The organism is Pseudomonas sp., from assembly GCF_030684895.1.
In the GTDB taxonomy this organism is placed as follows: Bacteria; Pseudomonadota; Gammaproteobacteria; order Pseudomonadales; family Pseudomonadaceae; genus Aquipseudomonas.
This window is the reverse complement of sequence record NZ_JAUXXP010000013.1, coordinates 1-22,278: the sequence shown is the minus strand read 5'-3', so window position 1 is coordinate 22,278 and position 22,278 is coordinate 1. Positions and strand designations below refer to the sequence as shown.

Sequence of the window (22,278 nt, the reverse complement as noted above, 5' to 3'; positions counted from 1 at the left end):
CTGGCTCTGTTCCCGGATTACAACCGGGCTACGTTCAGGCAGTGGCTGGTTTTAAGTCCAGCGCCTTCGCTGTACGCGGCAGTACGTCACGCCCAGGCAGAAACTTGCCAAAACCTGGCTGCTTGCCCAGCGCCTCAGGGAACTCGCTGCCACGACGGTAGGCAATGCGGCCGTTGATCAGGGTGGCATCCACCGCCGCATCGTTGCGTTTGACCACGCGCTCCAGGCCGAGCACCTCCATCGGCGCTTCATGGATGTCATCCAGTTCATCGGTCAGCCCAGCCGGGTTGACGATCACCACATCGGCGCGGTCGCCGACGCGGATAGTGCCGGCATCCACGCCGATAAAGTTAGCCAGTTCACCGCTCAGGCGATGGATGGCCCGGCCCATGTCCATAAACGGCGTTCCGGCCAGTTCGGCGTCACGCACGTATTTGAGGAAACGCAGCGGAAAGTTGTACTGGGCAATGGAGCGCAGGTGCGCGCCAGAGTCGGCGAAGCCTGGCTGGGTCCAGGGGCTGGCCAGCAAGGCGTGCATCACCGGCTCGCGCTGGTTGCCGTAGCAGGTGGTCCACTTCAGCGCCTCGCGGTACTGGCAGGCCAGCTCGAAGTAGGCGTCTACCGGGTCCAGGCCACGGGCGGCGCCGAGCTGTTTGAAGTTCTTGCCGACCAGGCTGGCGTCCGGGCATTCGGTTACCCAGCAGTCGGAGAAATCGCGGTGCCACAAACCTTTGGTTAGCACGGCTTTGACCTGCTTTTTGAACAGGGCGCGGAACTCCGGCTCCAGCACCTTGGCGTAGAGCTCGTCCGGGTCTTTGATATTGCGCAGGATCTCGCCCGCACCGAACTCCTCGAAGGCGTTCACATTGAGCCCTTCCAGGCGCAGGGTGAAGGGCGCGGGCAGGGTCTGCCAGCGGAAATAGCCGCGCAGCACGCGGTTGGCTAGCCAGCCAGAGAGGCGGGTGAAGTAATGCAGCAGCGGCTGCGATTTCAGGTCCAGCGCGGTAAGCATCGAACACTTCAGCGGTTTTCTAAACCAACCGTGGGCCTGCCAGAGGAAGGCGAACACGTTGACCTTGGTCACCGCGTTGGGCGCCCCCTGCATCACTGCGCCGCGACGACGCAGGATGGCGAACAGGCGGGAGAATTCCGTCCAGCTGGCAAAAGTCGAGGGCAGTGGGCTGGACCAGGCGCGGTCGCCATCCATCTTGTCCAGGCGCGTGGTCATCACCGACAAACCGATGCAGCCGGCATCCAGCGCCTCTTCCAGCAGCTGTTCCATGCGCGCCAGTTCAGCCTCAGTCGGTTTGATCGAGCGGGTGGCGCGCTCCAGACCGAGCACCGCCACGCGCAGTTCGGAGTGACCGAGGAAGGAGCTGACATTCGGCCCCAGCGGCTGTTGATCGTAGAAGGCGCGATAGCCGGCGGCGTCGCGCCAGGTCTTCTTCTCTTTAAGAATCGGCAGCACGTACTCACGCGGCACCGCCTCGACGCGGGTGAACAGGTCCGAACAGTCCTCAGCATCGGCCAGCACCATGCTGATCGAGCAGGAGCCGATGGTCACGCTGGTGACGCCGTGGCGCACCGACTCCTTCAATGCGGGCGCGGCGATCACTTCGGCGTCGTAGTGTGAGTGAATTTCCAGAAAGCCCGGCGTGACCCACTTGCCGGCAGCATCCAGCACCTCGGGGCAGTCGCTTTCATCCAGCGAGCTTAGGCTCAGTACATCGATGCGCCCGTCCTTGATGCCGATATGCCGCAGCGCACCGGGTGCGCCTGTGCCGTCGAAATACAGACCATTTTTGATGATGATGTCGAAGCTCATAGCAGGCTCCAGGGCGCAAGCAGCAGGCCGCCGGTGACCAGCAGCAACAGGTAGATGGCAATGCGGAAATGCTGTTCGTTGAAGCGCTGGTGCAGGCGCTCACCCAGCCACACGCCGATCAGCAGCAGCGGCGCGTAACTGGCGACTTGCGGCAGCGCGGGCAGCAGGCGGCCGTCGAGCAGAAAGGCCAGGGTCAGCAGGCTGTTGAGGGTGAACCACACCGTGACCAGGGTGGCGCGCAGGCGCGCTTTATCCAGTTGCGTACCGGTCAGGGCGAACACCAGCAACGGCCCGCCTGAGGCAAACAGGCCATGGCTGATTCCGGCGCACAGGCTGAGCAGGCGGCTGAGCCACAGTGGGCGCACGGGTTGCGCGGCAGCATGACGCAGACGCCACAGCTCGCGGGCGGCAAACCACAGCACCAGTGCGCCAAAAAGGCGCTTGGCCAGGGCCGCATCGAGAAAGGGCAGCAGGGCATAGCCGATCAGCGTGCCCGCGACCATGCCAGGCAGAATCATGCCCAGCAGCAGACGGCGGTCGATCATCTGCCGATGCCGCCAGACCAGGTAGCCGGTCATGCAGATATTCAGGGGCACCAGCACGGGTAGCAACTGGTCGATGGGCAGCAGCAGGGCGCCCAGCGACAGGGCGATGACGATGCTGCCGAAGCCGGTGATCGCCTCCAGGGTGTAGGCCAGCAGGATAAAACCGGCCAGAGTCAGCCAGATAACCTCCATCAGCCCATCTCCCCGGCGAAGCGTGCGCTCATCTTGCGGTAGTAGAAACCGGGGGCGATACGCCAGAGCAAGCTGGCCAACCAGCTGCCACGGTCTGGGAACAGACGTTCGCGGCCTTGCACTTGGGCCTGGAGAATCTGCGCGGCCATCCAGTCGGCGCCGCGTACCTGGCCGATGGTTGAGCGACCGTGCTGCGCCTGCTTGCCATCGCCGCCAAGGGCGTTCTGCTCGATCGGTGTATCGAGAAAGCTCGGGTAGACCAGCAGCATGCGGATGCCATCGCGGGCGGCCTCGGCGCGCAACACCTCGAAGAACTGGCCGAGAGCGCTTTTCGCCGCGCAATAACCGGCACGGCCGAGCACCGGCATCCAGCCGGCCATGGAACCGATGGCGATGATCTGCCCACGGCTCTGGCGCAGCAGCGGCAGGGCGCTCAGGGTCAGCTCTACGGGGGCTTGGTAATCGACGGCCATGACCTTGCGCAGCACCGCCGGGTCGGTCTGCATCGCTGGCGAGCGGTGGGTGATGCCGGCGTTGTTGATCAGCACGTCGAGGCGGCCGAAACGCTCGCTGCAGGCTTGCAGCAACTGCTGATGCAGGAGCGGATCGGTGATGTCGCCAGCCAGCCCGATTACCCGCTCTGCGCCGAGCTCATTGACCCTTGCGCTCAGGCCGCCTGCGTTGATATCGGTGAGCAGCAGATTGCAACCTTGGCCGTGATAGGCGCGCGCAAGCTGCCAGCCGAGGCCGCTGGCGGCTCCGGTGATCAATACGGTGAGCATTATTTTTCTCCAGCGTTAGCCAGGGTCGCAGGTGCCAGCGGCAGGCTTGCAGGTGGTCTACGTGACCAGATAAAGGCCAGCGTCAGGCCGCTGACCAGGTGCCAGCAGCCCCAGAACGCTGCAATCAGCAGCATGCCGCTGGCCTGTGGGAAGAAGGTGAAGATGATCACCAGGCCCAGGGCCGAGTTCTGGATGCCGACTTCCAGGGTGATCGCCCGGCGATCTGCTGCCGGCAGCCCGGACAGCCGTGCGCACCAGTAGCCCACTGACAACGCCAGGGCGTTGTGCGCCACTACCAGCCAGAAGAACAGGTGGAAATGCGCGATAAACTGGTTGAAGTTACGGCTAAAGGCCAGGGTGACAAAGGCCAGCATCACCAGCAGGGCAAAGATGCGCAGCGGCTTTTCCACCTTGAGTGACAGGCCAGGAAAACGCCGGCCAACCCACATGCCGACAATCAGCGGCAGGCCGAGTACCAGCAGCACCAACAGCAGCAGGCTGACCGGATCCATGGCGATCTGCGTCAGCAGTGGTCGGGTCAGCGGGTTAAGCCAGGCGTAAAAGCCGAAGTTCAGCGGCGTCAGCACGCTGGCCGCAAGGCTGGATACCGCCGTCATGCTTACCGATACCGCGACGTTGCCACGGGCCATCCAGGTCATGATGTTGGAGAAGCTGCCGCCGGGGCAGGCCGCCACCAGCATCATGCCAAGGGCCAGCATAGGGTCGACCCGAAATGCCCAGCAGGCCAGGCAGGTCAGCGCCGGCAGCAGGACAAACTGCGCGAGCAGGCCGATCAGCGGCGCCTTGGGTTCGCGGGCGATGCGTTTGAAGTCATCCAGGCGCAGGTCCAGCGAGACGCCGAACATCATCACCGCGAGGATGATGTTGATCAGCACCAGGCTGCTGGGGTCGAACTGGATATTCACCGGCTCCATCACGGGCTTCCTTCAATGGTGCGGCTGGCGGCAGCGGGCAACGCCGCCAGGCCGGCGCGCAGGCTGTTGCTGTGCTGCGCGATGCTCTGACGATAGCTGTCCTTGTGCACGTAGTAGGCCATGCGTTCCAGTTGCAGGTACTGGTAGCCGCCGTCCAGGCGCATGCTTGCCCGTTCGCGCTTGAGCGCCTGGAAGTCCTTGGCCGCCTGGCTACCAGCCTGCAGGCCCTTGATATACAGCGCCACCAGCTCGGCCTGCTCGTCGCGGCCCTGCCAGCCGAGGCCCGAAGCTTCGACCATGCCCAACATAAACAGGTCGTCATACTCGGGGTGGAATACGTTGAGGTACAGCTGCGGCGCTCCAGCATTGCTCGGCCAGTTGAGGTGCGCGCGGTCGATAAAGGGGTAGTCGAGCTTGTAGCCGGTGCCTTGCAGAATCAGGTCGTACTCGGCCTGTTCGCCATCGCTGAAGGTCACCTGCAGGCCATCGACCTTGGCCACATCGCGGCGCGCCTGGATATCACCGTGTCCCAAGTAATGCAGCACCAGGGAGTTCATCACCGGGTGCGACTCGTAGAGTTTGTAGTCCGGGTCGGGCAGGCCGTATTGCGAGGGTTTGCCGACCAGCGCGCGCACCAGCAGGCCGTCGAGAAATTGCTTGAGCGGGCGCGGCAGCTTGATCGCACCGCCGAGGGTATCGGTCGGGCGGCCCAGGGTGAATTTGGGCAGGAAGTAATAGCCACGGCGCACTGACAGGTCCACTGATGCGGCGCGGTGTACGGCGTCCACGGCGATATCGCAGGCCGAGTTGCCGCAGCCGATCACCAGCACGCGTTTACCGTCGAACACCGCTGCCGAGCGGTAGTCGCTGGAATGCATCAGCTCGCCGCTGAACTCGCCGGGCAGTGCTGGCTGGTTAGGCGTGTGCAGGGTGCCGTTGGCCATCAGCACGCCGTCGAACAGCCATTCACGCTGTACGCCGTCGTACTCGCTGATCAGCTTCCAGCCTTTGTCCAAGCGCTGAATTTCCACCACGCGGGTGTTGAACTGGTAATGCGCATACAGCCCAAAATGTTTGGCGTAGTCACGGAAGTAGCGGCGCATCTCGCTGTGATGCGGGTAAGGTGCCACTTCGTCGCGCATCGGGAATTCGCTGAACTGGGTGGTGCCCTTGGAGGAAATCAGGTGCGCCGAGTCGTACATGGTGCTGTGCGGATTATCGATGTCCCACAGGCCGCCGACATCCGCGTGCAGTTCGAAACCGACAAAGTCGATGCCGTGCTTGTGCAGTTGACGTGCTGTACACAGCCCCATGGGGCCGGCACCGATAATGGCGTACATGGCAAACCTCGATAATCGTTTTTATTGTTGTAGTCGCAGAACGATAAACTCGGCGCCCCCGACTGCGGCAAATTATCGCGTGACCAGGGGAGGGTGCCTCAATGACAATTAGCGCCTTTCCTCTGGCTGAAATGGTCGGGGATGTCACGGTGGAGAGTGGTGGATGCCAGGTTTACCCCCGGTTGGGCAGATGCCGGACCCGCTGTTGATCGCCGAAGTGCACGATGCCTTCGGGGTGATCCAGGTAGTCGAAATGGGCGCTTACCGCTTTCTCGAATTCGGCGAGGCGATTGAGCAGAGCTGCGTGTATATGCCGGACCCCAGCTGGCTGGAGTACGACTACACCCGCGCCATGCTGCTTGGCGCGCTGTGCCATGAACATCCAGAAAGCGCGCTGTTTCTCGGCCTCGGTGCCGGCAACCTGACCCAGGCCTGCCTGCGCTTTCTGCCGTTGGAAGATGTTGAAGTGATCGAGCTGCGCGCCGATGTGCCGCGCTTGGCCATGGAACATATGGGCCTGGTCGATGACCCGCGCCTGACCATCCGCATCGGTGATGCCCTGGAACTGCTGGAAAGCGCGGAAAAGACCGACCTGCTGTTTGTCGACCTGTATACCGACCATGGCCCGGCAACCGGGCATCTGGCCTGGCGATTCCTGGAAAATTGCCAGAAGCAGCTCAACCCCGGCGGTTGGCTGATTATCAACCAGTGGGCCGGCAACGACGGCAAGCCGCTGGGCGCGCCGCTGTTGCGCGGCCTCTACCATCGGCATTACTGGGAGTGTCCGGTGAAGGAGGGCAACGTGGTACTGCTGGTGCCGGCGGATCTGGAGCAGGAAATCGACTTTGCCGAGCTGCGCCGTCGTAATGAGCTGCTGGCGCCGCAATTTGGTTATTCGCTGGAGTCGTTGATTAAGGCAGTGCGTCCGGCGACCTGAGAACCTGTTTACGGTCTGCTGCGCGTCGGCCCTGCTGCGTTAAAAGCAGGCTCGGAATGCTCATTTACACCAGTAAACTCCGCTTCCTCGCCTGCTTTTGCCTTGCATGATCCTAGCTCGCAATACCGTAAATCAGGTTCTTAACAGCTCGCGGATTATGAAACTCAGCGTCCTTTGAAATCGCCCGGACGGCGTTCCAGCATGGCTTTCACGCCCTCCTGGGCATCCTCGCTGGCCATCAGCCGGGTAACAGTCGGGTGCAGGCTAGCGGCGGCGGCAGCCGGGCCTTCGACTACGGCCTGGCGGGCCGAGGCTAGGGTGGCCTGCACGCCCAGCGGCGCCTGGGCGGCAATGCGTTCGGCGAGCCACAGCGCCTTGGGCAGCAACTCTTCGCTAGCCACCACCTCCTGGATAAAGCCCAGGCGATAGGCTTCGTGAGCATCGAACTCATCGCCGGTCAGCAGCCAGCGCATGGCGTTGCCCCAGCCGGCGGTTTGGTGCATGCGCAAGGTCGCGCCGCCAAACGGGAAGATCCCGCGTTGCACTTCCATCTGGGCGAAGCGGGTATTGCTGGCGCACAGGTTGATGTCCGAGGCGAGCATCAACTCGATACCGATGGTGTAGCAGTAGCCTTGCGCGGCGACGATCACCGGTTTGCTCACCCGTGGCCCGCCGAATACGCCCCAGGGGTCGCAGCCGCCTTCAGGAATCTTCCAGCCAGCGGCAAACTGCGCGGCCACATTGGCCAGGTCCAGCCCGGCGGTGAAGTGTTCGCCATGGGCAAATACCAGCGCCACCCGCGCCTCGCTGTCACGCTCGAACTCACCGTAGGCCAGGCACATGTCGTCGAGCATGGGCATATCGAAGGCGTTGCGTTTGCTCGCTCGGTCCAGGCCGATCAACATGATCTGGCCGCGTTTTTCACGGCTGACGCGGCCGCTGGTGCTTTGGGTCATGGCGGGGAGTCCTTGTGCGCAGGTTAGTGAACTGGGGCGTGAAGCCGTTACAGCATGGCAGCTGCAGGCTATCAGAGGATGACCATCCGGCGTGCTATATGCTCTATTTCAGGAAAAACCAGTACATTTGGCCAGGTTTTCCGGTATAGTGCGCGCCGGTCAATTCTTGGCCACGTTCAGGTAGTACAACTCGCCCGAAGGTTTACTTTGGCAGTTAGTCCGTTTTGCGGACTATCCTTGACGATTCATTTATCACACGTTTTCGCAAATCCCCGCCGACATGGCTGCCAGGGTGACTCTCGGGTCTTACACGGCATGCGCAGCTTTGGAACATGGGTCTTTGCGGATGCACTAGAGGCAGACCCATGACCCAGGAAACCGGCGGCTTCGCCGCTCTCGATCTACATCCCAATGTTCTCGCTGCTGTAATTGCCACTGGCTATGAAGAGCCTTCGGCTATTCAGATTCAAGCGATTCCAGTAATTCTCGCCGGCCACGACATGATCGGCCAGGCGCAGACCGGTACCGGTAAAACCGCTGCCTTCGCCCTGCCAATCCTCAGCCGTATCGACCCGGCCAAGCGTCAGCCACAAGCGCTGATCCTGGCGCCGACCCGTGAGCTGGCGCTGCAGGTTGCCACCGCTTTTGAAACCTACGCCAAGCAAATGCCGGGCGTTAGTGTTATCGCCGTTTACGGCGGCGCGCCGATGGGCCCGCAGCTCAAGGCCATCCGTAATGGCGCACAGATTGTTGTGGCCACCCCGGGTCGTCTGGTTGATCACCTGCGTCGTGACGAGAAAGTCCTGTCGACCATTCAGCACCTGGTCCTCGACGAAGCCGACGAGATGCTCAAGCTGGGCTTTATGGATGACCTCGAAGTCATCTTCAAGGCCATGCCGGAAAGCCGTCAGAGCGTGCTGTTCTCCGCCACTCTGCCGCACTCGATCCGTTCCATCGCCGAAAAACACTTGCGTGACCCTAAGCACGTCAAGATCGAAACCAAAACCCAGACCGTAACTGCCATTGAGCAGGTGCATCTGATGGTTCACGCTGACCAGAAGCACGCCGCCGTACTGCGTCTGCTGGAAGTCGAAGAGTTCGACGCGCTGATCGGTTTTGTGCGCACCAAGCAAGCCACCCTGGATCTGGCCGCCGCGCTGGAAGCCAAGGGCTACAAGGCCGCTGCACTGAACGGCGACATCGCGCAGAACCAGCGTGAGCGCGTGATCGACTCGCTGAAAGATGGCCGTCTGGACATTGTGATCGCCACCGACGTTGCCGCTCGCGGTCTCGACGTACCGCGCATCACCCACGTGATGAACGTGGACATGCCCTACGATCCGGAATCCTACGTCCACCGTATCGGCCGTACTGGCCGTGCCGGCCGTACCGGTCGCGCCCTGCTGCTGGTGACGCCGCGTGAGCGCCGCATGCTGCAAGTGATCGAGCGTGTCACCGGGCAGAAGGTTGGCGAAGTCAAGCTGCCAGACGCCAAGCAGGTACTGGACGCACGCATCAAGAAGCTCACCAACAGCCTGGCTCCGCTGGTTGCTGATGCTGAAGCCAGCCACGGTGATTTGCTTGATCGTCTGACTGCTGACATCGGTTGCAGCCCGCGTGCCCTGGCCGCAGCCCTGCTGCGCAAGGCCACCAACGGCCAAGCGCTGACCCTGGCTGAGGTTGAGCGTGACCAGCCGCTGGTACCGAACAGCGGTGCTCCGCGTGAACGTAGCGAGCGCAGTGATCGTCCTGAGCGCCCTGATCGCGACGGCAGCCGTGAGCGTCGTGCGCCGGTGCCATTGGCCGAAGGCCGTGCCCGTTGCCGCACCGCCCTGGGCGCTCGCGACGGTATCGCCGCGAAGAACCTGCTCGGTGCGATCCTCAACGAAGGCGGCCTGGTCCGCGAAGCCATCGGCCGCATCCAGGTGCGCGAGAGCTTCAGTCTGGTCGAGCTGCCGGAAGAAGGCCTCGAGCGTCTGCTGACCAAGCTGAAAGACACCCGCGTTGGTGGCAAGCCGCTGAAGCTGCGTCGTTATCGCGAAGATTGATGCTTCGCTGAATAAAAAAGCCCCGCCTAGTGCGGGGCTTTTTTACGCCTGCTGTTTGTCGGGCGCAGGCTTAAGTGAAGCTGTAGATGTCCATTCCCAGCGCACCCAGGGTAAAGCCGCTGTGCTCGACCTTGAATTGTCCGCCTGCGCCCTCGGCGAAGAACAGCGGCAGCAGATGTTCATCGCTGGGGTGGTTGCGCGCTGCATGGGGTGCTTGTCGGCGGTAGTCCTGCAGAGCGGCGTGATCCTGCTCGATTAGTTTCTCCACGATCCAGTCGCGAAACGCCTGAGCCCAGGGCTCGATGACATCCGGGCCTGCGTGCCAGTCCAGTTCGCCCAAGTTGTGGGTGATGCTGCCTGAACCGATCAGCAGCACGCCCTGGGCGCGCAGGCCGGCCAGGGCTTGGCCGACCTGGCGTTGCAGGGCTGGGCCATGCTGGCTGGGCAGGGAGACCTGCACCACGGGTATATCGGCTTGCGGGTACATCAACGACAGCGGCACCCAGGCGCCGTGATCCAACGGCCGCTCGGCGTCGAGCTGCGCTGGCAGGTTGGCGGCGGCCAGCAGTTGGATTATGTCCGCCGCCAGCGTTGGGTTGCCAGGCGCCGGGTATTGCACTTGATAGAGCTCGGCAGGAAAGCCGCCAAAGTCATGCCAGGTTCGCGGTTGCGCCGCGCTGCCTACCCGCAGCTCGCGGCTTTCCCAGTGCGCGGAAACCACCACAATGGCGCGTGGCTTGGGCAGTTGGCTGGCCAGGCGAGCCAGGGCAGGGCCGCTGGCGCCGGGTTGCAGGGCCAACATGGGTGAGCCGTGGGAGATAAACAGGCTGGGCAGTGACATGGCAGACTCCTGATGGATTGCTTGCATCTTCTATCAGCCAATCTGTGCATAAAAGCGCAAAAGCTAAGGTGTTTTGATCGTTTTAATAGATGGGTTTGTGCGAGCCGAATCCCTTGGCCTTATTGGCCGCCATGCGGCACGATCCTCAGCTGAATTTTTACAGGAGCTTTTATGCACGCAGAATTCTGGCAGGCGCGTTGGGCGCGCAGTGAAATTGGCTTTCATCTGCCTGAGGTCAATCCTTACCTGCAGCAGCACTGGCCGGCGCTAGATTTACCGGTAGGTACGCGGGTGCTGGTGCCGCTGTGTGGCAAGAGCCTGGACCTGGCCTGGTTGGCGGGGCAGGGCTATCAGGTGGTAGGTGTCGAGCTGGCGCAGCGTGCGGTAGAGGACTTCTTCGCCGAGCATAAGCTGCAACCGGAGGTCAGCGAAGTGGGCGCTTTCAGGCTGTATCGGGCTGGCGCTGTGGAGCTCTACTGCGGTGATTTCTTTGCCCTGACGGCGCAACAGCTTGCCGGCTGTGCCGCGCTGTATGACCGCGCGGCGCTGATTGCATTGCCACCCGAGATGCGCGCTCGTTATGTGGCGCACCTGACGCAGCTTCTACCCAGCGGCAGCCAGGGTTTGCTGGTGAGCCTGGACTATGACCAGGCGCAGATGGACGGCCCGCCCTTTGCCGTAGTGGATGATGAGGTGCAGCACCTATTTGCGCCCGCCTGGCAGTTGCAGGAGCTGGCGTGCGGCGATGTGCTGGGCGACAACTGGAAGTTTCTCAAGCGCGGTCTTGAGCGCCTGGATGAGCGGGTCTATCGCTTGAGTAAGGTCTGAAGCCGGAAAAGAAAAAGGCGGCCCGTGGGCCGCCTTGTGCGTTGCTGCTGAGCTTAGCCGCGCTGACGCAGGGCTTCGATACGCACTTCCAGCGGTGGATGGGTCATCAGCAGGCCGGCCAGGCCGCCTTTCAGGCCGCCGTTGATGCCAAACGCCATCATGCTGTTGGGCATGTTCACCGGCACTTCCTGTTCGGCGCGCAGGCGCTGCAGGGCGGCGATCATTGCGCCCGTACCGGCCAGGCGGGCACCGGCTTCGTCGGCCTTGAATTCGCGCTTACGCGAGAACCACATAACGATAATGCTGGCCAGTATGCCCAGAACAAGCTCGGCGAAAATGGTCGCGACGAAGTAGCCGATACCTGGGCCGTCTTCGTTTTTCAGGATTACCTTATCGACGAAGTTGCCGAAGATCCGCGCGAAGAACATCACGAAGGTGTTCACCACGCCCTGGATCAGCGCCAGGGTGACCATGTCGCCGTTGGCCACGTGGCCGATTTCGTGGGCCAGTACGGCGCGAACTTCGTCAGGCGAGAAACGCTCCAGCAGGCCCTGGCTGACCGCTACCAGGGCGTCGTTCTTGTTCCAGCCAGTGGCGAAGGCGTTGGACTCATAGGCCGGGAAGATACCCACTTCCGGCATCTTGATTCCGGCTTCGCGGGACAGTTCTTCCACGGTCTGCAACAGCCACTGTTCGTGACGGGTGCGTGGCTGGGTGATGATTTCGGTCTTGGTGCTCATCTTCGCCATCCACTTGGACAGCAGCAGCGAAATCAGCGAACCGGCGAAACCGAACACGGCGCAGAAAACCAGCAGGCTGCCATAGTTCTGACCGGTAAAGCGGTCCACCCCAAGCAACTTCAGGGTGATGCTGGCGATGATCAACACCGCCATGTTGGTGGCCAGGAACAGCATAATGCGCATCATGGTGTATTGAGACTCCTCACGGGAAAGATCTATCAGGCCGCTGAAAACCCTGTTTTGGCTGTTTCGCCTGGTTTTCAACGGCCACTATTGGTTATGACGGCTATATAAGGGCGCCCCCCCAAGCACTTCAACCTGGCGACTATTTCAAACTATGTCGCTTGTGCCATTCAGGTTGGATTCAAACAGCAGGCGGGTGAGGCGGGCGACGCGTTCGCCATGCCGTTGGCCCAGTGCTTCGCGCAGCTGAAAGGCCAGGGTGGCATGCACGCGGCGCACGCTAGGCGGCAAGGCATCACCCTCACGCAATGCATGGGGTACGCCGCGAGTCAAGCGCAGAAAGCCTTTTTCACTGAGTACCGCTTGATCCAGAGCGTCGTAGCCGATGGTGGTGTCGAAGCGGATATAGCCTTCCTCAGCCAGCCACAGCAGGGCGCCCAGGCAGCTTTGATGGCGTGGCGTGGGCAGGCCAAACTCATCCGGCTCTTCGCGGCCGATCAGGTCTTCGACATACAGCGCTGATTTACTCGGAAACGCCTGGTACAGGGTCAGCATGCCGGCGGCGGCATCCTTGTAAAAGTCGTCGATCTGCAGGTCCATCAGAATTTGCCAATCATTGAGGTTGGAAGATAAGGCAGCACGCGGCCCAGCAGCGCCCAGGGCCAGCCAGGCACGTAGGCGCTGACATGGCGTTTGTCGATGTGCTTGGCGATCAGTGCTGCGCCGCGCTCCACGTCAATCAGGAACGGCCGGCTGGCCATATCGCTGTTCAGTGGCGTATCGATAAAGCCCGGCAACAGCAGGGTGGTGTCGATGTTCTTGCCCAGCAGTTCAGCGCGGGTGGCTTCCATATAGCTGATCAGGCCGGCCTTGCTCGCCGAGTAGGCCGCCGTGTGCGGCAGGCCGCGTTTGCCGGCGACTGAGGCGACGGCGACCAGATGGCCATGGCCTTGTTGGCGAAACAGCGCACAGGCGGCGTCCAGGCAGGCAATTGCGCCGATCAGGTTGGTTTCCACGGTCAGTCGGGCGCGCTTGAAGTGGCCACCGCCGGCTTTACCGGTCAGGGCGATGCCTGCGTTGGCGATAATCCCGTCCAGCCCGCCGAGGGCATTAGCGGCCAGACCCAAGGCATCCTGGCAGGCGTCGTAGTCGGTCACATCCAGCGGCAGCACCACTATCTTGCGCTGAAAGCGCGCCTGCAGCTCTGCGGCCAGCAGATGCAGGCTGTCTTCGCGGCGTGCGGCCAGGGCCAGGTCGTAACCCTTGGCCGCCAACTCGCGGGCCAGGGCGGCGCCGATGCCTGAACTGGCCCCGGTCAGTAGGTAGCGTTTGCCCTGGCTCATGGCTTGCTCCGGTTACTGTTGGTAAGTCTTGAGGAAGCTGCCGATGCGGCCGATGGCCATTTCCAGCTCATCCACGCGCGGCAGTGTGACCACGCGGAAGTGATCTGGCCACGGCCAGTTGAAGGCGGTGCCTTGGACGATCAGCAGTTTTTCCGAGAGCAGCAGATCCAGCACGAACTTCTCGTCGTTATGAATCGGGCAGACTTTTGGGTCGATCTTCGGGAAGGCATACAGCGCGCCCATCGGCTTGACGCAGCTGACCCCAGGGATGTCGTTGAGCAGCTCCCAGGTGCGGTTGCGTTGTTCCAGCAGGCGGCCGTTGGGCAGCACCAGGTCGTTGATGCTCTGGTAGCCGCCCAGTGCGGTCTGGATCGCGTGCTGACTCGGCACGTTGGCGCACAGGCGCATATTGGCGAGGATGTCGATGCCTTCGATATAGCTCTGCGCGCGGTGCTTGGGCCCGGAAATCGCCACCCAGCCGGAGCGGAAACCGGCCACGCGGTAGGACTTGGACAGGCCGTTGAAGGTCAGGCAGAGCACGTCCGGCGCCAGCGAGGCGGTGCAGATATGCACGGCATCGTCATAGAGGATCTTGTCGTAGATTTCGTCGGAGAACAGCACCAGGTTGTGCTGGCGCGCCAGTTCGACGATATCCAGCAGCACTTCCTTGGAATAAACAGCGCCGGTGGGGTTGTTCGGGTTGATCAGCACCAGGGCCTTGGTGTTCGGCGTGATTTTGGCGCGCATGTCGGCGATATCGGGGAACCAGCCAGCCTGCTCATCGCACAGGTAATGCACCGGCTTGCCGCCTGCCAGCGCTACGGAAGCGGTCCATAGTGGGTAATCCGGCGCCGGGATCAGCACTTCATCGCCATTGTTCAGCAGCGCCTGCATGGCCATCACGATCAGCTCGGACACGCCGTTGCCAAGGTAGATGTCCTCGATGCCAACGCCTTCCACCTGCTTCTGCTGGTAGTACTGCATCACCGCCTTGCGTGCGCTGAACAGACCCTTGGAGTCGCTGTAGCCCTGGGCGGTCGGCAGATTGCGGATCACGTCCTGAAGGATCTCCTCAGGCGCTTCGAAACCGAACGGTGCCGGGTTGCCGATGTTCAGCTTGAGGATGCGATGGCCTTCCTCTTCCAGGCGTTTGGCGTGCTTGAGCACCGGCCCGCGGATGTCGTAGCAGACGTTGGCGAGCTTGTTCGATTTGCTGAACTGCATGTAAGTGATCCCGAATGGTGGAGCGCCGCTGAATTACCCTGCAAAAAGGCGCGATCTGACGAGCCTTGGCAGGTTGTAACGCCGGTGACAGACTGGGGTCGAATGATACGTGGCAGCCCGACCTTGGCAAAGGTACTGGTCGGGCTTTTTTCTCTGAAGGAGACCTGCCTGTGGACAAGCTGGAAAAACCCCTGGAAGCCTGGCGCGAAGAGCTTTCTGAGGAACAGTTTCATGTGTGCCGCCTAGGCGGCACCGAGCGCGCTTTTACCGGCCAGTATCACGACAGCAAGGTGCCGGGTATTTACCACTGCGCCTGCTGCCAGGCCGAGCTGTTCGACTCGGATGCCAAGTACGACTCCGGCAGCGGCTGGCCGAGTTACTTCCAGCCGGTCAGCAGCGAGGCCATCAGCAGTTTGGATGACTTCAATCACGGCATGCACCGCATCGAAGTCAAATGCGCCAAGTGCGATGCTCACCTGGGGCATGTGTTCCCCGATGGGCCGGCGCCGACGGGGCTGCGTTATTGCATCAACTCGGCATCGCTCAAGCTGGTGCCGAAGGCTTAATGTCATTGCACAGGCCTGCTATCAGCGGGCCTTATTATGAGGCAATTAAATTGCATGCAATTTAATTGCTCGCTATCTTGCGTTCACTCCCACTTATCAGGATGTCCAACATGAGCAACGCACTCTTTGATATTCCGGTTACCACCATCAAGGGCGAGCAGAAGACCCTGGCCGATTTCGGCGGCAAGGCCGTGCTGGTGGTCAACACCGCCAGCAAGTGCGGCTTCACCCCGCAGTACAAGGGCCTGGAAAACGTCTGGCAGCAATACAAGGACCAAGGTCTGGTGGTGCTGGGCTTCCCCTGCAACCAGTTCGGCAAGCAGGAGCCAGGTGATGAGGGCGCGATCAGCGAGTTCTGCGAGCTGAACTTCGGTGTGAGCTTTCCGCTGTTCAAGAAGGTCGATGTGAACGGCAGCGATGCCCATCCGCTGTTCGTCAATCTGAAGAAAAGCGCGCCAGGTCTGCTCGGCAGCCAGGGCATCAAGTGGAACTTCACCAAGTTTCTGCTGAGTGCTGACGGCGCGGTGATCAAGCGTTTTGCCCCGACCACCAAGCCTGAAGACCTGACTGCAGAGATCGAAGCACTGCTGAAATGACCCAGGCCAGCTTGCACTCGGATGACGGGCTGCAGCTGGACAACCAGCTGTGCTTCAAACTCTACGCCGCTTCACGGGCGGTGATCCGCGCCTACAAGCCGATGCTCGATCAGCTCGGCCTGACCTACCCGCAGTACTTGGCCATGCTGGTGCTGTGGGAGTGGCAGCAACAGCCGCCGGCGCTGCCGACGGTCAAAGCGCTGGGTGAGCGCTTGTTGCTCGATTCCGGCACGCTGACGCCGCTGCTCAAGCGCCTGGAGCTGCAAGGTTTGTTGCAGCGCAAGCGTTCGGCCAGTGATGAGCGTGAGGTACACCTGGCGCTGACCCCGGCCGGCTTCGCCTTGCGTGAGCAGGTGTTGCCGCTGAAAAGCCAGCTGCTTTGTGAGCGCGGCATCGACCTCGATCAGGTTACTGCGTTGCGCAGCCAGGTGGGTGTGCTGCTTGATCAGTTTATGGCGCTTAACCACTGATCGAGCAGCGCCGCTAGCTCATCCTTGCGGAAGGGCTTGGCTAGGTAGTCATCCATTCCCGCAGCGCGGCAGCGCTCGCGCTCATCGGACAGCGCGTTGGCCGTCAGGGCGATGATGGGCAACTCGGCGAGTTCGGCCTTCTGGCGAATCCGCCGGGTGGTTTCATAGCCATCCATGACCGGCATATTGCAGTCCATCAGAATCAGATCGACCGCCTGGGTTTCCAGCAGGGTCAGGGCTTCGCCGCCATGATTGGCCAGCAGCACCTCGCAGCCGAGCTTGCCCAGCATGCCTTTGGCCACCAGCTGGTTGACCGGGTTGTCTTCCACCAGCAGGACGCGCGCCTGGCGGTTGCGTTGCGGCTCGCTGTGCTGCTCGGCGGCATGCGTCTCGCCCTGGCCGAGGGTGCGGCGCAAGGCCTGCAGCAGCGCTTGGCGTGACAGCGGCCGTGCCAGTTGTTCGATAGGTGAAAGTTTTTCCACCTGTTCGCTGCTGAGAAAGTTGCCGTAGGCGCTGACTAGCAGAATCGGCAGGTTGCAGAGCGAGCGCAGCTCATTCAAGCGCTGCGGGCAATCGCTGATCAGCAGGTCGGCATCAAGCGTGCCCAGCACCGCATCTGCGTCCAGGTGCTGATACTGCAGGCCCCAGCTCGGCAGCAGGCTGGCCAGCTGTTCGCTGAGTCCGGAGCTGGCCGGGCACAGGCCGATAATGCGCCCGTGCAACAGGGGAAGTTGCTTAGCGTTGGTCTGGCCGGGTAGCGGTAGATCGACGCAAAAAGTGCTGCCGAAACCTTCCCGTGTCTCCAGGCTCAGCTGGCCGTGCATGGCTTCGCAGAGACGGCGTGTCAGGGCCAGGCCCAGGCCGGTACCACCAAATTGCCGGGTGATGCCAACACCGGCCTGGGCAAACGGATGGAAGATCCGCGCCTGGGCGTCTTCTGCAATGCCGATGCCGGTGTCGCGAACAATGATCCTGACGCCGCTGGCCTGGGCGCTGACGCTGATATCGACGCGGCCAAAGCGGGTGAATTTCAAGGCATTGGACAGCAGGTTGCTGACAATCTGCCTGACCCGCGTCGGGTCGCCGAGCAGCTGATTGGGCAGCAGTGGGTCGATCAGGCAGGTCAGTTCAACGCCGGGTGCGGCGTTCTGCGACAGCAGGTTGGCGGTGTCTTCAACCATGCTCGCCAGATCGAAGGGGATCTGTTCCAGCTCCAACTGCCCGGCCTCGAATTTCGACAGGTCGAGAATGTCATTGAGCAGCTCCACCAGCACCTTGCCGGAGTCGTGGGCAATCGACAGCTGCTGGCGTTGCTCGTTATTCAGCGGGCCGTCCAGCGACAGTGCGAGCATGCCCAGCAGGCCGTTGAGCGGGGTGCGAATCTCGTGGCTCATATTGGCGAGGAAGGCCGAACGCGCCTGGGCCATGTCCAAAGCCGTGCGTTTGGCTTGCTCCAGCTCGCGGTTGGAGTCGAGCAGGCGGCTATTGGCGGCTTCCAGCTGCTCGGTGCGCGCCGAGACCATGTCTTCCAGCTCGGCCAGGTAGCGGGTCAGGCGGGCTTCGGCTTGCTGACGCTGCTCGATTTCGCTGGCGATGCTGCTCAGTTGGCGGTTGGTGACATCGACCAGTACGCCGATCTCGTCGCGCTCATGGTTAGGCGGGTAGGGCAGCTTGGCGTTGTTGGGGCTGCGCAGGTCGCGCTCGCTGAGGGCGCGGATAAAGCCGGTGAGCGGCTTGGTCAGCATGAAATAGAACAGCACCAGCAAAATCAGCGACAGCAGCAGGCTACGGGCGAAGCCGGTGAGCAGGGTCAGCAACGAGCGATTGAGGAAGTGGCTGCCGAAGGCGTAGGTGTCCACCTCCAGGCTCAGTTTGCCAAGCGCTTCATTGGGCGAGTGGCTGACGAACAGGGCGGTCTCGAAGTGTCGGCGCTTGCCGAACATAAAGTCGCTAAGTACCCGGTAGCGACTTTCCATCGCGGGACGGTTGACGCTGGCCAGGGTCAGTTGGTTGTTGTCGATGATCTGCGCACTGATCACCGCTGGAGAACGCAGCAGGCCCAGCACCAGTTCCTGAGCCAGTTCGGCGTCGATGTTGTAGGCGATGCGCGCAGCCGGGTTGTGGCTGATTTCCATCAGCGCGTTAATCTCGCGGTTGATGGAGGCATCTTCGCTGGCATAATCGATGCCCACTTGAATAAAGCTGAGCGCCGTGCCGAGGATAAAGGCTACCAATACGGTCAAGCCGGCCTGTTTGAATGACAGGCGTTGGGTTAGCGCTATATCCATATGGGCCGGTTGTTCTCGTGTTGAGTCGCCTGCCAAGCATAGCCCATCTGTTTTGCCGGACGGCAGTGGCAGAACGGCTCGAAAACCCTGGAGTGTGTTGTGGATTCGCGTTTAAGTGATTTTTTGTTGCGTGCCGAGGCTGTATTGGCGCGCCTGGAGCCATTGTTGCCGGCGCAGCGCCCGGTTATCGACTGGCAGCAGAGCCTGGCGGCGCGTTGGCAGCGTGATGGTCGCAGCGGCTTTTTGGCGCCGCTTAAGGTCGGTCTGGATGTGAGCCTGGATGATCTGATCGGGGTGGATCGCCAGCGTGCTCAGTTGGCGCGCAATACTCAGCAGTTTATCCAGGGCCTGCCGGCCAACCATGCGTTGCTCTGGGGCGCACGCGGCACGGGTAAATCATCGCTGGTGCGGGCGCTGCTGGCCGAGCATGCGGCGGCGGGGCTGCGGCTGATCGAGATTGAGCGTGATCATCTGGCCGACTTGCCGCGCATTGTCGAGCGGCTGAGCGAGCTGCCGCAGCGTTTTGTGTTGTTCTGCGATGACCTGTCATTTGAGGCCGGCGAGGGCGATTACCGCATGCTGAAAACCGTGCTCGATGGCTCCCTGGAGCGTGCGCCGGACAATGTGTTGCTGTATGCCACCTCCAACCGTCGCCATCTGTTGCCGGAAAAACAAAGCGACAACGAAAGCTGGCAGCAGGTGGATGGCGAGCTGCATCCCAACGAGGCGGTGGAAGACAAGATCGCGCTGTCCGACCGCTTCGGTCTGTGGCTGTCGTTCTATCCCTTTAGCCAGGAGCATTTTCTTGACGTGGTCCGCCACTGGGTCGCGGTGCACGCCGCGCAGGCCGGCTTGGCCTGGCAGTGGCATGATGAGCTGGAAAAGGCCGCCATACGTTGGGCCTTGGGCCGCGGTAACCGCAACGGACGCTGCGCCTATCAATTCGCCCGTGACTGGGTGGGTCTGCAATTACTGAGTAAGCACGATGATTGATCTACAACAAAGCGGGCAAGGGCTCGACGGTTACCCGCTGCTGGTGGCGCAACTGCAGGCACTGCTGGCGGATGAGCGGGACTTTATTGCCAATGCGGCGCAGTTTTCGGCGTTTCTGTTTCAGGAACTGAGCGACCTGAACTGGGCGGGTTTCTACCTGGCGCGTGGCGATGAGCTGGTGCTCGGGCCTTTTCAAGGCAAGGTAGCCTGCGTGCGGATTCCCTTCGGTCGCGGTGTGTGCGGCGCCGCAGCGGCCACTGGGCAGACCCAGCGCGTTGAGGATGTACATGCCTTTGCCGGGCATATCGCCTGTGACAGCGCCTCCAATAGCGAGCTGGTGGTGCCGTTGTTCAAGGGCGGACGTTTGCTTGGCGTGCTGGATCTCGACAGCCCGTCGCTGGCACGCTTTAGCGCAGCGGATCAGGCCGGTATCGAGCGGCTGGTCGAGGTGTTTGTCGAGCTGACCGATTGCTGAGCAGCGCTAAAGGCAAGGTAAAAAAGCCCGGCAATCGCCGGGCTTTTTGTTGGACGGCTACCGATTATTCAAGCCTTGGCGGCCATCTTGGCGAGCATCTTCAGCTCGCCCGGCAAGACAGCCTGTACCGAGGTGCGCGCAGTGATTCGTGCATAGTGCGCACTCAGGTTGGGCCAACGCTGCACGTCCAGTTGCTCGCCGCCATGTTGCATATTGATCAACTGGCAGGTCAGGGCCAAGTCGGCCAGGGTCAGGCTGTCGCCGACCAGATAGTCGGCTGAACCGAGAGTCTGTTCCAGGTAGTCGAAGTGCGCGGGCAGTTTTTCGTGCAGGGCTTTCTGCACGGCGGCTTCGTCGCAGCTCTGGCCCATGCTGGGTTTCAGTGCGCGGTTACGGAATACGCTGAAGGTGCACAGTGGGGCCAGTTCATAGTCGGCATATTTCTCCAGCCAGCGCCCCCGTGCGCGTTGTTCGGCGTTCTGCCCGAGCAGGCTAGGACGATCAGAATGCTTGTCGTCCAGGTACTGGCAGATCACGCTGGAGTCGGCGAGGGTGAAGTCGCCATCCCTCAGGGCGGGAATACGCCCCAACGGGCTCAGCTCGCGGTACCAGGCTGGTTGGCCGAACGGCAAAATGATTTCCAGTTGGTAGTCCAGGTTCTTTTCAGCCAGAAACAGGCGAACTTTACGGACGAAGGGTGACAGCGGGGCACCGTAAACAGTCAGGCTCATGCGCGGCTCTCGTGGGCAGGGCGGTAGCGCGCAAACTGCGCGCTGGAGAGGTTAGTCGTAGATGTTCTTCTTCTTCCACTCGTCATCGCCGCCGAGAGACTCCAGACCGGCATCCAGCTCGCTGGCTTGGTCAGTGGTCGGCTTATTGCTTTCCAGAACCATGGCATTGGCGCGCGCCAGTTGCTCTTCGAATTTCTTCAGGGCGTTCTGGTAAGGAGCCGGATCAGGTTGTTTGCGCAGGTATTGCACGCCGCGCTCGAATGCCAGGCGTGCCTGGCCTGGCTGGTTTTGCTGCAGGGCCTGTTGGCCGAGGTTGCCGAAGAACTCGATATGCACCTGGGTCAGCATATGGCGCACTTCTTTCAGCCAATGCTTGGCCTCATCGGTTGGGATAATCCCGTCTTTGGCGCAACGGGTCAGTTGGCCGTGGAGGTTTTCCAGCTGGAAGCGTACTTCCTTGGCCTTGGCTTCATTGAGGATGGGCTGCGGCGGGTTGTTTACGGCAATCGACTCGCCCTGGGTGATCAGCTTGCGCAGCTCTTCAATGCGCGCCTTGAGGGCGTTATTGCCCCTGTCCAGCGGCAGCATGCGTTCACTGAAGTGCAACTGCAGGCGGCTGAGCATCAGTTTCAGTGCTGGTGTCATCAGTTGGCCGGGGAGGGCTTCGGCGAGGTCCGTGCAGCGGCGCAGGCGATCATTAAGGTCGGCCTTGATGCGCGCCTTCTCCAGTTTGTTGTTCTCGACCATATGATTGATGTAGGCAATGGCGATCAAAACGACGATGCCAGAAACAATCAATATGGTAATCACGAGTGGGGACATGGGTGCAGCCTCTCGATCACCGGTTTTTCGTCCGAGTGTAGTGCCTTAGCCGGGAGGCTGATAGGGCTGCCTCACTTTCGCAGCTGAAGTCTTTGATTTATAAAAATTTTTACACAGAGGTTGACGGGCCTTGCAAGGCTCCATAGAATGCGCGCCACTTCGTAGCGCAATGCCTCACGGCAAAACGTGTAGAAGCCGGATAGAAGTTGTAGTTTCCGGGCTGCGTCCCCTTCGTCTAGTGGCCTAGGACACCGCCCTTTCACGGCGGTAACAGGGGTTCGAGTCCCCTAGGGGACGCCACTTCTTCAATGGAGTGTGCTGTAAAAAACCAAGTTGTATGCGGGAATAGCTCAGTTGGTAGAGCACGACCTTGCCAAGGTCGGGGTCGCGAGTTCGAGTCTCGTTTCCCGCTCCAAATTCAGGTGGTCTGCGTAAGCAGGTAACCGACAAGTTCCAAGGTCCCCTTCGTCTAGTGGCCTAGGACACCGCCCTTTCACGGCGGTAACAGGGGTTCGAGTCCCCTAGGGGACGCCATTTTTAGTACCAAGCTGTATTGCGGGAATAGCTCAGTTGGTAGAGCACGACCTTGCCAAGGTCGGGGTCGCGAGTTCGAGTCTC

At 61.5% G+C, this 22,278-nt stretch carries 22 protein-coding genes and 3 tRNA genes; 11 read left to right on the top strand and 14 right to left on the bottom strand.

Annotated features, from left to right (window positions below):
• Positions 1–34 precede the first annotated feature (34 nt).
• From Q8M42_RS02085 to Q8M42_RS02065, 5 genes are read right to left on the bottom strand one after another with little or no spacing between them, the layout of a single operon-like run.
• Positions 35–1,825: an amidohydrolase family protein gene (locus Q8M42_RS02085; RefSeq protein ID WP_304868738.1), complete on the bottom strand. Its 1,791-nt coding sequence runs from the start codon at positions 1,823–1,825 to the stop codon at positions 35–37.
• The gene (locus Q8M42_RS02080) at positions 1,822–2,562 is read right to left on the bottom strand and encodes a sulfite exporter TauE/SafE family protein (RefSeq protein WP_304868736.1); all 741 of its coding nucleotides are present in this window, start codon (positions 2,560–2,562) and stop codon (positions 1,822–1,824) included. The genes Q8M42_RS02085 and Q8M42_RS02080 overlap by 4 nt, the downstream gene beginning before the upstream one ends.
• Positions 2,562–3,344 (bottom strand): SDR family NAD(P)-dependent oxidoreductase, encoded by a 783-nt coding sequence (locus Q8M42_RS02075; protein ID WP_304868734.1) that lies wholly within the window; start codon positions 3,342–3,344, stop codon positions 2,562–2,564. The genes Q8M42_RS02080 and Q8M42_RS02075 overlap by 1 nt, the downstream gene beginning before the upstream one ends.
• The gene (locus tag Q8M42_RS02070; RefSeq protein WP_304868732.1) at positions 3,344–4,279 is read right to left on the bottom strand and encodes a bile acid:sodium symporter family protein; all 936 of its coding nucleotides are present in this window, start codon (positions 4,277–4,279) and stop codon (positions 3,344–3,346) included. Before Q8M42_RS02070 ends, Q8M42_RS02075 begins: the two co-directional genes overlap by 1 nt.
• Positions 4,279–5,619, bottom strand: coding sequence for an NAD(P)/FAD-dependent oxidoreductase (locus tag Q8M42_RS02065; protein ID WP_304868730.1), 1,341 nt, complete (start codon positions 5,617–5,619; stop codon positions 4,279–4,281). The genes Q8M42_RS02070 and Q8M42_RS02065 overlap by 1 nt, the downstream gene beginning before the upstream one ends.
• Before the next feature lie 163 nt (positions 5,620–5,782).
• Here Q8M42_RS02065 and Q8M42_RS02060 point away from each other — a divergent pair, with 163 nt between their 5' ends.
• On the top strand, positions 5,783–6,556 hold the full coding sequence (locus Q8M42_RS02060; RefSeq protein ID WP_136665054.1) for a spermidine synthase: 774 nt from the start codon (positions 5,783–5,785) through the stop codon (positions 6,554–6,556).
• Positions 6,557–6,720: 164 nt separating this feature from the next.
• Here Q8M42_RS02060 and Q8M42_RS02055 read toward each other — a convergent pair whose 3' ends face one another.
• A complete protein-coding gene (locus Q8M42_RS02055) occupies positions 6,721–7,512 on the bottom strand; it encodes a crotonase/enoyl-CoA hydratase family protein (RefSeq protein WP_304868726.1) in 792 nt (263 codons plus the stop codon).
• A 332-nt stretch (positions 7,513–7,844) separates the two neighbouring features.
• Between Q8M42_RS02055 and Q8M42_RS02050 the strand changes: the two genes are divergently transcribed.
• Positions 7,845–9,560, top strand: coding sequence for a DEAD/DEAH box helicase (locus Q8M42_RS02050; protein WP_304868724.1), 1,716 nt, complete (start codon positions 7,845–7,847; stop codon positions 9,558–9,560).
• Between the two features lie 70 nt (positions 9,561–9,630).
• Here Q8M42_RS02050 and Q8M42_RS02045 read toward each other — a convergent pair whose 3' ends face one another.
• On the bottom strand, positions 9,631–10,401 hold the full coding sequence (locus tag Q8M42_RS02045; protein WP_304868723.1) for a class III extradiol ring-cleavage dioxygenase: 771 nt from the start codon (positions 10,399–10,401) through the stop codon (positions 9,631–9,633).
• A gap of 171 nt (positions 10,402–10,572) precedes the next feature.
• Between Q8M42_RS02045 and Q8M42_RS02040 the strand changes: the two genes are divergently transcribed.
• The gene (locus Q8M42_RS02040) at positions 10,573–11,229 is read left to right on the top strand and encodes a thiopurine S-methyltransferase (protein ID WP_304868721.1); all 657 of its coding nucleotides are present in this window, start codon (positions 10,573–10,575) and stop codon (positions 11,227–11,229) included.
• A 53-nt stretch (positions 11,230–11,282) separates the two neighbouring features.
• Here the strand turns inward: Q8M42_RS02040 and htpX are convergent, their stop codons facing one another.
• The 4 genes from htpX to Q8M42_RS02020 all read right to left on the bottom strand — a co-directional run bounded on the left by htpX (position 11,283) and on the right by Q8M42_RS02020 (position 14,719).
• The gene (gene htpX, locus Q8M42_RS02035) at positions 11,283–12,155 is read right to left on the bottom strand and encodes a protease HtpX (protein ID WP_304868719.1); all 873 of its coding nucleotides are present in this window, start codon (positions 12,153–12,155) and stop codon (positions 11,283–11,285) included.
• A 144-nt stretch (positions 12,156–12,299) separates the two neighbouring features.
• Positions 12,300–12,752, bottom strand: coding sequence for a hypothetical protein (locus Q8M42_RS02030; RefSeq protein ID WP_304868717.1), 453 nt, complete (start codon positions 12,750–12,752; stop codon positions 12,300–12,302).
• Positions 12,752–13,495: an SDR family NAD(P)-dependent oxidoreductase gene (locus Q8M42_RS02025; protein ID WP_304868715.1), complete on the bottom strand. Its 744-nt coding sequence runs from the start codon at positions 13,493–13,495 to the stop codon at positions 12,752–12,754. Before Q8M42_RS02025 ends, Q8M42_RS02030 begins: the two co-directional genes overlap by 1 nt.
• A 12-nt stretch (positions 13,496–13,507) precedes the next feature.
• Positions 13,508–14,719, bottom strand: coding sequence for a pyridoxal phosphate-dependent aminotransferase (locus Q8M42_RS02020; protein ID WP_304868713.1), 1,212 nt, complete (start codon positions 14,717–14,719; stop codon positions 13,508–13,510).
• Positions 14,720–14,889: 170 nt separating this feature from the next.
• Between Q8M42_RS02020 and msrB the strand changes: the two genes are divergently transcribed.
• The 3 genes from msrB (at position 14,890) to Q8M42_RS02005 (ending at position 16,351) form a co-directional block, all read left to right on the top strand.
• Positions 14,890–15,285, top strand: coding sequence for a peptide-methionine (R)-S-oxide reductase MsrB (gene msrB / locus Q8M42_RS02015; RefSeq protein ID WP_304868711.1), 396 nt, complete (start codon positions 14,890–14,892; stop codon positions 15,283–15,285).
• 110 nt (positions 15,286–15,395) lie between these two features.
• Positions 15,396–15,881, top strand: coding sequence for a glutathione peroxidase (locus Q8M42_RS02010; RefSeq protein ID WP_304868709.1), 486 nt, complete (start codon positions 15,396–15,398; stop codon positions 15,879–15,881).
• Positions 15,878–16,351, top strand: a complete 474-nt coding sequence (locus Q8M42_RS02005; protein WP_304868707.1) for a MarR family winged helix-turn-helix transcriptional regulator — start codon at positions 15,878–15,880, stop codon at positions 16,349–16,351. The genes Q8M42_RS02010 and Q8M42_RS02005 overlap by 4 nt, the downstream gene beginning before the upstream one ends.
• Here Q8M42_RS02005 and Q8M42_RS02000 read toward each other — a convergent pair.
• Positions 16,327–18,639 carry a response regulator gene (locus Q8M42_RS02000; protein WP_304868705.1) on the bottom strand — a complete coding sequence of 771 codons (2,313 nt, stop codon included), beginning with the start codon at positions 18,637–18,639 and terminating at the stop codon, positions 16,327–16,329. The two genes, Q8M42_RS02005 and Q8M42_RS02000, sit on opposite strands and share 25 nt — an antisense overlap.
• Before the next feature lie 99 nt (positions 18,640–18,738).
• On the opposite strand from Q8M42_RS02000, the gene Q8M42_RS01995 reads away from it, so the two are divergent.
• Positions 18,739–19,632, top strand: a complete 894-nt coding sequence (locus tag Q8M42_RS01995; RefSeq protein ID WP_304868703.1) for an ATP-binding protein — start codon at positions 18,739–18,741, stop codon at positions 19,630–19,632.
• Entirely contained in the window at positions 19,625–20,107 is a 483-nt protein-coding gene (locus tag Q8M42_RS01990; RefSeq protein WP_304868701.1) for a GAF domain-containing protein, read from the top strand. The genes Q8M42_RS01995 and Q8M42_RS01990 overlap by 8 nt, the downstream gene beginning before the upstream one ends.
• Positions 20,108–20,175: 68 nt before the next feature.
• On the opposite strand, the gene Q8M42_RS01985 is transcribed toward Q8M42_RS01990, so the two are convergent.
• Both Q8M42_RS01985 and Q8M42_RS01980 read right to left on the bottom strand, forming a co-directional pair.
• Entirely contained in the window at positions 20,176–20,838 is a 663-nt protein-coding gene (locus tag Q8M42_RS01985) for a glutathione S-transferase family protein (protein ID WP_304868699.1), read from the bottom strand.
• A gap of 51 nt (positions 20,839–20,889) precedes the next feature.
• Positions 20,890–21,660 carry a hypothetical protein gene (locus Q8M42_RS01980; RefSeq protein WP_304868697.1) on the bottom strand — a complete coding sequence of 257 codons (771 nt, stop codon included), beginning with the start codon at positions 21,658–21,660 and terminating at the stop codon, positions 20,890–20,892.
• A gap of 224 nt (positions 21,661–21,884) precedes the next feature.
• Here Q8M42_RS01980 and Q8M42_RS01975 point away from each other — a divergent pair.
• From Q8M42_RS01975 to Q8M42_RS01965, 3 genes are all read left to right on the top strand, one after another.
• A tRNA-Glu gene (locus Q8M42_RS01975) sits at positions 21,885–21,960 on the top strand.
• A 39-nt stretch (positions 21,961–21,999) separates the two neighbouring features.
• Positions 22,000–22,075: transfer RNA gene (locus Q8M42_RS01970), tRNA-Gly, on the top strand.
• A 43-nt stretch (positions 22,076–22,118) separates the two neighbouring features.
• A tRNA-Glu gene (locus Q8M42_RS01965) sits at positions 22,119–22,194 on the top strand.
• The last annotated feature ends 84 nt before the right edge of the window (positions 22,195–22,278 follow it).

Coding starts and splice junctions, on each gene's coding strand:
- Q8M42_RS02025 (WP_304868715.1), bottom strand. CDS start 13,495: ATGAGCCAGGGCAAACGCTACCTACTGACCGGGGCCAGTTCAGGCATC.
- Q8M42_RS02040 (WP_304868721.1), top strand. CDS start 10,573: ATGCACGCAGAATTCTGGCAGGCGCGTTGGGCGCGCAGTGAAATTGGC.
- Q8M42_RS02055 (WP_304868726.1), bottom strand. CDS start 7,512: ATGACCCAAAGCACCAGCGGCCGCGTCAGCCGTGAAAAACGCGGCCAG.
- Q8M42_RS02065 (WP_304868730.1), bottom strand. CDS start 5,619: ATGTACGCCATTATCGGTGCCGGCCCCATGGGGCTGTGTACAGCACGT.
- Q8M42_RS02075 (WP_304868734.1), bottom strand. CDS start 3,344: ATGCTCACCGTATTGATCACCGGAGCCGCCAGCGGCCTCGGCTGGCAG.
- Q8M42_RS02085 (WP_304868738.1), bottom strand. CDS start 1,825: ATGAGCTTCGACATCATCATCAAAAATGGTCTGTATTTCGACGGCACA.
- Q8M42_RS02050 (WP_304868724.1), top strand. CDS start 7,845: ATGGGTCTTTGCGGATGCACTAGAGGCAGACCCATGACCCAGGAAACC.
- Q8M42_RS01985 (WP_304868699.1), bottom strand. CDS start 20,838: ATGAGCCTGACTGTTTACGGTGCCCCGCTGTCACCCTTCGTCCGTAAA.
- Q8M42_RS02060 (WP_136665054.1), top strand. CDS start 5,783: ATGCCAGGTTTACCCCCGGTTGGGCAGATGCCGGACCCGCTGTTGATC.
- Q8M42_RS02030 (WP_304868717.1), bottom strand. CDS start 12,752: ATGGACCTGCAGATCGACGACTTTTACAAGGATGCCGCCGCCGGCATG.
- Q8M42_RS01980 (WP_304868697.1), bottom strand. CDS start 21,660: ATGTCCCCACTCGTGATTACCATATTGATTGTTTCTGGCATCGTCGTT.
- htpX (WP_304868719.1), bottom strand. CDS start 12,155: ATGATGCGCATTATGCTGTTCCTGGCCACCAACATGGCGGTGTTGATC.
- Q8M42_RS02045 (WP_304868723.1), bottom strand. CDS start 10,401: ATGTCACTGCCCAGCCTGTTTATCTCCCACGGCTCACCCATGTTGGCC.
- Q8M42_RS02070 (WP_304868732.1), bottom strand. CDS start 4,279: ATGGAGCCGGTGAATATCCAGTTCGACCCCAGCAGCCTGGTGCTGATC.
- Q8M42_RS02020 (WP_304868713.1), bottom strand. CDS start 14,719: ATGCAGTTCAGCAAATCGAACAAGCTCGCCAACGTCTGCTACGACATC.
- Q8M42_RS02005 (WP_304868707.1), top strand. CDS start 15,878: ATGACCCAGGCCAGCTTGCACTCGGATGACGGGCTGCAGCTGGACAAC.
- Q8M42_RS02000 (WP_304868705.1), bottom strand. CDS start 18,639: ATGGATATAGCGCTAACCCAACGCCTGTCATTCAAACAGGCCGGCTTG.
- Q8M42_RS02010 (WP_304868709.1), top strand. CDS start 15,396: ATGAGCAACGCACTCTTTGATATTCCGGTTACCACCATCAAGGGCGAG.
- Q8M42_RS01990 (WP_304868701.1), top strand. CDS start 19,625: ATGATTGATCTACAACAAAGCGGGCAAGGGCTCGACGGTTACCCGCTG.
- Q8M42_RS02080 (WP_304868736.1), bottom strand. CDS start 2,562: ATGGAGGTTATCTGGCTGACTCTGGCCGGTTTTATCCTGCTGGCCTAC.